Origin of the sequence: Curtobacterium sp. A7_M15 (genome assembly GCF_030705415.1) — a bacterium.
Taxonomy (GTDB): Bacteria; Actinomycetota; Actinomycetes; order Actinomycetales; family Microbacteriaceae; genus Curtobacterium.
In genome coordinates this window covers 1-6,262 of sequence record NZ_JAUZED010000157.1, presented here as the reverse complement: position 1 = coordinate 6,262, position 6,262 = coordinate 1, and the positions used below count along the sequence as shown (strand labels likewise).

General features: G+C 71.0%; 8 protein-coding genes and 1 tRNA gene. 4 read left to right on the top strand and 5 right to left on the bottom strand.

The window, feature by feature from the left end:
* Positions 1-31: 31 nt before the first annotated feature.
* Positions 32-1,078, bottom strand: a complete 1,047-nt coding sequence (locus Q7F20_RS17435; RefSeq protein WP_305741329.1) for an amidase domain-containing protein — start codon at positions 1,076-1,078, stop codon at positions 32-34.
* 73 nt (positions 1,079-1,151) lie between these two features.
* Between Q7F20_RS17435 and Q7F20_RS17430 the strand changes: the two genes are divergently transcribed.
* A complete protein-coding gene (locus Q7F20_RS17430) occupies positions 1,152-1,535 on the top strand; it encodes a hypothetical protein (RefSeq protein WP_305741328.1) in 384 nt (127 codons plus the stop codon).
* A 59-nt stretch (positions 1,536-1,594) separates the two neighbouring features.
* Here Q7F20_RS17430 and Q7F20_RS17425 read toward each other — a convergent pair.
* The 4 genes from Q7F20_RS17425 to galU form a co-directional block, all read right to left on the bottom strand.
* Positions 1,595-1,667: transfer RNA gene (locus Q7F20_RS17425), tRNA-Ala, on the bottom strand.
* Positions 1,668-1,718: 51 nt separating this feature from the next.
* Positions 1,719-2,828, bottom strand: a complete 1,110-nt coding sequence (locus Q7F20_RS17420; RefSeq protein ID WP_305741327.1) for a hypothetical protein — start codon at positions 2,826-2,828, stop codon at positions 1,719-1,721.
* A 136-nt stretch (positions 2,829-2,964) separates the two neighbouring features.
* Entirely contained in the window at positions 2,965-3,624 is a 660-nt protein-coding gene (locus tag Q7F20_RS17415; protein WP_070417871.1) for a GNAT family N-acetyltransferase, read from the bottom strand.
* Between the two features lie 69 nt (positions 3,625-3,693).
* Positions 3,694-4,584 (bottom strand): UTP--glucose-1-phosphate uridylyltransferase GalU, encoded by an 891-nt coding sequence (gene galU / locus Q7F20_RS17410; protein WP_022907539.1) that lies wholly within the window; start codon positions 4,582-4,584, stop codon positions 3,694-3,696.
* A 113-nt stretch (positions 4,585-4,697) separates the two neighbouring features.
* Here galU and Q7F20_RS17405 point away from each other — a divergent pair, with 113 nt between their 5' ends.
* The 3 genes from Q7F20_RS17405 to mscL all read left to right on the top strand — a co-directional run bounded on the left by Q7F20_RS17405 (position 4,698) and on the right by mscL (position 6,167).
* Positions 4,698-5,282 (top strand): 5-formyltetrahydrofolate cyclo-ligase, encoded by a 585-nt coding sequence (locus tag Q7F20_RS17405; RefSeq protein ID WP_305741326.1) that lies wholly within the window; start codon positions 4,698-4,700, stop codon positions 5,280-5,282.
* 1 nt (position 5,283) lies between these two features.
* Complete coding sequence (locus Q7F20_RS17400; RefSeq protein WP_305741325.1) at positions 5,284-5,592, top strand: FmdB family zinc ribbon protein; 309 nt, start codon at positions 5,284-5,286, stop codon at positions 5,590-5,592.
* Between the two features lie 74 nt (positions 5,593-5,666).
* A complete protein-coding gene (gene mscL, locus Q7F20_RS17395; protein ID WP_305741324.1) occupies positions 5,667-6,167 on the top strand; it encodes a large conductance mechanosensitive channel protein MscL in 501 nt (166 codons plus the stop codon).
* Positions 6,168-6,262 lie beyond the last annotated feature (95 nt).

Sequence of the window (6,262 nt, the reverse complement as noted above, 5' to 3'; positions counted from 1 at the left end):
GGGCCCGCCGCCCGCGCACGGGCGCCGGCGGCTACGCGTCGAACGTGTGGAACCAGGCGGTCCCGCCCGGGTGCTGCACCGTGATCATCTCGTCGAGGTCGCGGTACGGCCCGTCCTGGTTGTGGCTCGCCGACTTGATGCGGACCGTGCCGTCCGGCTCGGTGAACACCTCGGACACGATCGTGGTGTGGTCCGGCGAGTCGTTGTCGTTCCAGTCGTAGAAGACGATGTCGCCGACCTTGACCTTGTCGCGTTCGTCGAGGGACCGACGGGTGAGCCCGAACTCCGCGGCGTTCGCGGTCAGCCACGGGTCCATCGTCGGGCAGTAGGTCCACGTCGCCGAGTGTGCCGCCCCGGCATCACGGTTGTACCAGTCGTCGCGCTGCTGCCACCCGCGGGCGATCAGGGTCTGGGACACGTAGTTCGCGCAGTCGCCGCCGATCGGGTTCATGGTGCCGTACTCGGCGAGGTTGTAGTCCTTCCAGTGCGCCATCGCGTACTCGAGCTGCCGGTCGACGTCCGTCAACGCGGCGTAGGCGAGGGTGCTCGTCGCGACGGCCTCGGACGCCGCCGGGACGGGCGCGGTGGTCGGCGTGGGCGTGGCCGTCGCAGAGTCCTGCGTCGCCCCGGTCTGGCCGTCGTTCGCGGCGCTGCCGTTGCCGTCCGAGGACTGGTTGGCGGACGGCGACGGCTCGATCGCGGTCGTGAAGAGCGCGACGTCCGCCGACCCCGCGGAGTACATCGCCTGGTGCGGAGCCGTGAAGGTCACCTTCGTCGCGGTGGCCGTGACGTCGCGCGCGGCGATCCCACCGACCGTGACACCCTTGACCCCGGCCAGACCGGAGCCGGCGACGGTGATCGTCACACCCCCGGCGAGCGGGACCTGCGCCGGGGTGAGCGACTTCGCGACCGGCTTCGCGGTGGGCGTCGACGAGCCGGAGCCCGTCCCGCCGTCGGAGCCGCTGCCCTTGTCCTTCCCCGCACCACCGTCCCCCGATGAGCACGCGGCGACGGCGAGCCCGATGCCGGTCACGCCGGCGAGGGACAGCAGGGAGCGGCGCGTCATGGAAGCAGTCATGGTGCTTCCCAGGGTAGGCGACGACACGGCATGATCTCTGGCAGGAACCACCCTCGAGAGGATCAGGACACACATGCCCGAGAGCCACGACTTCTTCGTCGCAGCCGCCCCCGACCACGTCCGAGCACTCGTGCGCGGCGCACTCGTCCGCGAGGGCTACACCGTCGAGGACGGTGAGCAGGGCGCCCTCCGCGCGACCAGGGGCAGCATGGGCCTCACCCTGCTCATCGGCGGCCTGGCGAACGACCGGACGTTCCACACCCGCCTCGACGTGCAGATCATGGTCACTTCGGACGGTCGGACGGTCGCGCGGCTCCTGCGCGGCGCCGGGAAGTCGGCGCTCAAGGGCGGCGCGCTCGGGATCTCACGCGGCAACCGTGCCTTCGAGCAGGCCGCGAACGCCATCCACAGCGAGCTCGCCCAGGCCGGGATCCTGACGGAGAGCGTCCCCGGCTGACCCGGACGCACCCCCGGAACGACGAAGGCCACCCGATCGGGTGGCCTTCTGTCTCGGAGTGGAGCTAAGGGGATTCGAACCCCTGACCTTCTCATTGCGAACGAGACGCGCTACCAACTGCGCCATAGCCCCGAGAACGCGTCCACACTAGCACCAGCCTCGGCCCGATCCGAAATCGAGCGATCAGACGGCGCGGCGGCGACGCATGATCGCGTCGAGGTCCGCCTGCTCGTACGCGTCGTCGCCCAGGACGCCCATGCCGGCCCACTTGCTCGGCGCTGCCGGCGGAGCAGCGGGAGCAGCGGCCTCCGGAGCAGGAGCGGCCTGCGCAGCGGGCGAACCCGCCGCTGCCGGTGCGCGCAAGCCCAGCCGCTCGGCGAGCCGCCCCTGGTCGTGCGCGGACAGCGACGCGACCGCCTCCTCGACGTCCGGGCGCATCGGCGACACCCGTGCGAGCGACGGGTCGGCCTCCGCCGCACGGATCGCGGCTGCTTCGGCCTCGGCCTCCGCCTTCGCCGCGGCGACCCGCTCCTTCAGCCGCGCGGCGAGCTCGGCCGAGGACTCCGGCGAGGCCGCCGGGATCGTCGGCCGTTCCACGTACAGCGGCTTCGGCACGCTGCTCGGCGTCCAGCTCCGGTCGCGCGCCGGCTGGGTGGGCTGCTCGGTGGACAGCGGCGGCGCCGGGTCCGTCCACTCCGGTGCGGGCCTGGAGGCGCGGCTCGACTCCGGCACGACCGCCGCGGTCCGCGCCTTCCGCGCCTTCGCGACCTGGTGCAGCTGGGCGAGGACCGCTGCGGCCCCACCCGCGGCGACGAGGCCGGCGACACCGACGAGCCAGGCGGCGGGGGCCACGACGAACACCACGACGGCGACGACGAGGCCGAGCGTGCCGAGCAGGGTCGCGCCGAGTCGGGACCGACGCATGCGCATCGCGGTGAGTGCGGGGACCGCCGAGGCCCGCTCGAGCACGGGTGCCTGCTCGGCGAGTCGACGGGTGATCTCGCGCTGCCGTGCGGCCTCGTGGGCGCGGACGATCGCGGTGCGCTTCGCCTCTTCCGACTTCGCGACGCGCTGTGCCTCGGCGAGGGACTTCGCGTTCATCTCGACGCGGACCTCGTCCGGCAGCTCGGCGGTCTGCGCGAGGATGCGGAGGGTCTGCTGCAACCGGATCGCGTTCCGCTCGGTGGCGAGGTACTGGCGACGGGCCGCCCAGGACGGCATGAGGTAGACGAGCCAGAGCACGGCCGCGATGAGCAGGACGATGCCGCCGCCCCAGGAGCCGATACCTGCCATGGGGACACGGTAGGGGCGGGCGTTCCCCCGTCCGGTGATTGCCGGACGCGTGTTGCGCGTGTCGTGACGAAATCGTCGGGGGCGAGCCGCGCCTCCTGGGTCGCCCCGCAGCCGTCGGACGGACCGGACCCGGGCGTCAGACGCGGGGCGTGGTGTGCAGCGGCATCGCGGCCTCGTCGCGAGCCGCGAGCGGGACCGAGCCGACGCCGGGCGGGACCTGGCCGCGGACCCAGCGTTCGAGGACGCCCTCGCGGACCTCCTCCGCGACGAGGGCGAAGCAGAAGTGGTCCCGCCAGTCGCCGTTGATGTGGATGTACCGGCGGCGGAGCCCCTCGTAGCGGAAGCCGAGCTTCTCGACCACCCGCAGCGACGGGGCGTTCTCGGGACGGATGCAGATCTCGATGCGGTGGATGCCGACGACGCGGAAGCAGTGATCGACCGCCATCGCGACGGCGATCGGTGTCACGTTGTGGCCGGCCGCGTCCTCGACCACCCAGTAGCCGATCGACGCGCTGGCGAGGGAGCCGTACGTGATGCCGGAGACGTTGAGCTGGCCGACGAAGCGGCCGTCGAGCTCCATCGCGAACGGGAGTCCGAGACCCGCGCGGGCGTTGGCCTGGAGCGCGCGGATGCTGCCCCGGACGTCGGTGGAGACGTGACCGGAGGGGTTCGTGGCCTCCCACGTGCGGAGCCACGAGCGGTTCGACGCGAGCGCGACGTCGAGGTCGCGGGTGTCACGGAGCCGGAGGGGCCGGATGGTGACCCGCCCGTGGGACAGGGTCGGGATCGTCGTCATCGCGCTGGTTCCTCCGGGAGCGTCGAACGGGCCCGGGGGTGTTCCCCGGACCCGTTCGGCGACGGGTGTCTATTCGCCCGCGTTGAACTCCTTGAGCCACGACTTGAGATCGGGGCCGAGGTCTTCGCGGTCCGAGGCGAGCTGGACGATCGCCTTGATGTAGTCGAGTTTGTCACCGGTGTCGTACCGGCGTCCACGGAACACGACGCCGTACACGCCGCCGGTCCATTCCTCGGCGTTCGCCATCTTCATGAGCGCGTCGGTCAGCTGGATCTCGCCGCCCTTGCCCGGCTCCTGCTTCTCGAGGACGTCGAACACCTCGGGACGGATGACGTAGCGACCGATGATGGCCAGGTTCGAGGGCGCCTCGCCCTGCGGGGGCTTCTCGACGAGGCCGGTGATCTTCACGACGTCGTCGGTGTCGGTCTCCTCGACCGTGGCGATGCCGTAGAGGTGGGTCTGCGACTCCGGGACCTCGAGCAGCGCGACGACGGTCGCGTTCTTCTCGCCCTGGACCTCGATCATGCGCTTGAGCAGCGGGTCGCGGGCGTCGATGATGTCGTCGCCGAGGAGGACGGCGAACGGCTCGCGGCCGACGTGCATCTTGGCGCGGAGGACGGCGTGGCCGAGGCCCAGCGGGTCACCCTGGCGGACGTAGTGCATGTCGGCGAGGTCCGTGGACTGGTTCACCTTCTGCAGCTTCTCGTGGTCGCCCTTCTTCTTGAGGGTCTCCTCGAGCTCGGACACGTGGTCGAAGTGGTTCTCGAGCGCGTTCTTGTTGCGGCCCGTGATCATCAGCACGTCGGTGAGCCCTGCGCCGACGGCCTCTTCCACCACGTACTGGATGGCCGGCTTGTCGACGACGGGGAGCATCTCCTTCGGCATCGCCTTGGTGGCGGGGAGGAAGCGCGTGCCCAGGCCTGCGGCGGGGATCACGGCTTTCGAAATCTGGAAGCCCATGCCTGGACGGTATCGGATGACCCCTGGACGGGGCATGTCGTCGCTACGGAGGACACGGCTTCTCGCGTTCGGCGGCGGGAAGCCGCAAGAGGGCCGTCGGTAGACTCCTCGGCATGATCGCCGATCTCGGGAACGAGAAGCGCGCCCTGCGAGCCGAGCTCCGGCAGCGGCGGCGCACCCGGACCACGACCGAACGTGAGACCGACACCGCGGCGCTCACCGCGACCCTCCAGCGCTTCGCCGAGGAGCGTCAGGTCGAGTCGATCGCGCTCTACCTCTCCTCGCCGGAGGAGCCGAACGTCCGCCCGTTCCTGAACTGGGCGTTCGAGCGCGGCATCCGGGTGCTCCTGCCGATCACGCGTGAGGACGGCCTGCTCGACTGGGCGGTCGGCGACGGCACGTCCGAGGCCGAGGGGCTGGCGGGCATGCCGGAGGTCGTCGGCGAGGTGCTCTCCCCGCTCGCGATCAACCACGTCGACGCCATCCTCGCCCCCGCCGCTGCGGTCGGCCACGACGGCGTCCGGATGGGCTGGGGCCGCGGCTACTACGACAAGACGCTCGGGTCGATGGCGAACCGCCCGCCCGTCTATGCTGTGATCTTCGACGCGGAGTACCTCGACGAGGTCCCGCGCGAGACCCACGACGAACCCGTCGACGGCATCATCACGCCGTCGCGCATCATCACCTTCCGGAGCTAGGGTGCCCACCTACTCGTACCGCTGCACGGAGTGCGGCAACGCCTTCGACATCAAGCAGTCGTTCTCCGACGCCACGCTCACCGAGTGCCCGGCGTGCGGCGGCGTGCTGCGCAAGGTCTTCTCGCCGGTCGGGGTGACGTTCAACGGGGGCGGCTTCTACCGCACGGACTCCCGGGCAGCGCCGAAGGACTCGTCGTCGTCGGAATCGTCGAGCTCGTCCGGGTCGTCGAGCTCGTCCGCGTCGTCGAGCTCTGCGGCCTCGACGCCTGCCAAGGCCGAGTCGAAGCCCGCCGCGCCCGCCGCTTCCTGACGCGCGCCCGTCCTCCTCGGTAGGTTGGGCGCGTCGCCGACCGGCGGCCGTCCTCGACCCGGAAGGAGGCCCGCGTGAAGGGCTTCAAGGAGTTCCTGCTCCGCGGCAACGTCATCGACCTGGCCGTCGCGGTCGTCATCGGTGCCGCGTTCACCGCCATCGTGACCGCAATCGTCAATGCGCTGATCAACCCGCTCATCGGCGCCGTCTTCAACGCGTCGAGCCTCGACGAGGCGCTCATCGTGCACATCCCGACCGTGTCCGGCGGTGACGCGAAGCTGATGTTCGGTGCGATCATCGGTGCGGCGCTCAACTTCGTGATCGTGGCGGCGGTCGTGTACTTCGCCCTCGTGCTCCCCGTGAACCACCTCAAGAAGGTCGCGTTCGAGCGGGTCAAGAACGACGAGGAGCAGACGCCGCAGGACGTCCCGCCGACCGACGTCGAGGTGCTGCTCGAGATCCGCGACCTGCTCCGCTCGCAGAACGGTGTCGCCCCGAACCCCGGCGGCGGTGCGCACGTGGCACCGTCGACGGCTCCCGAGGGTCCCGGTATCGGCGGCTCGACGAAGCTCTAGCCGCTCCCGCACGACCGAAGCCCGTCCGAACCACGCGATCACGTGGCTCGGGCGGGCTTCGCTTGTGCGAACGCCCGGCTGCGCCGCGGGCGCCG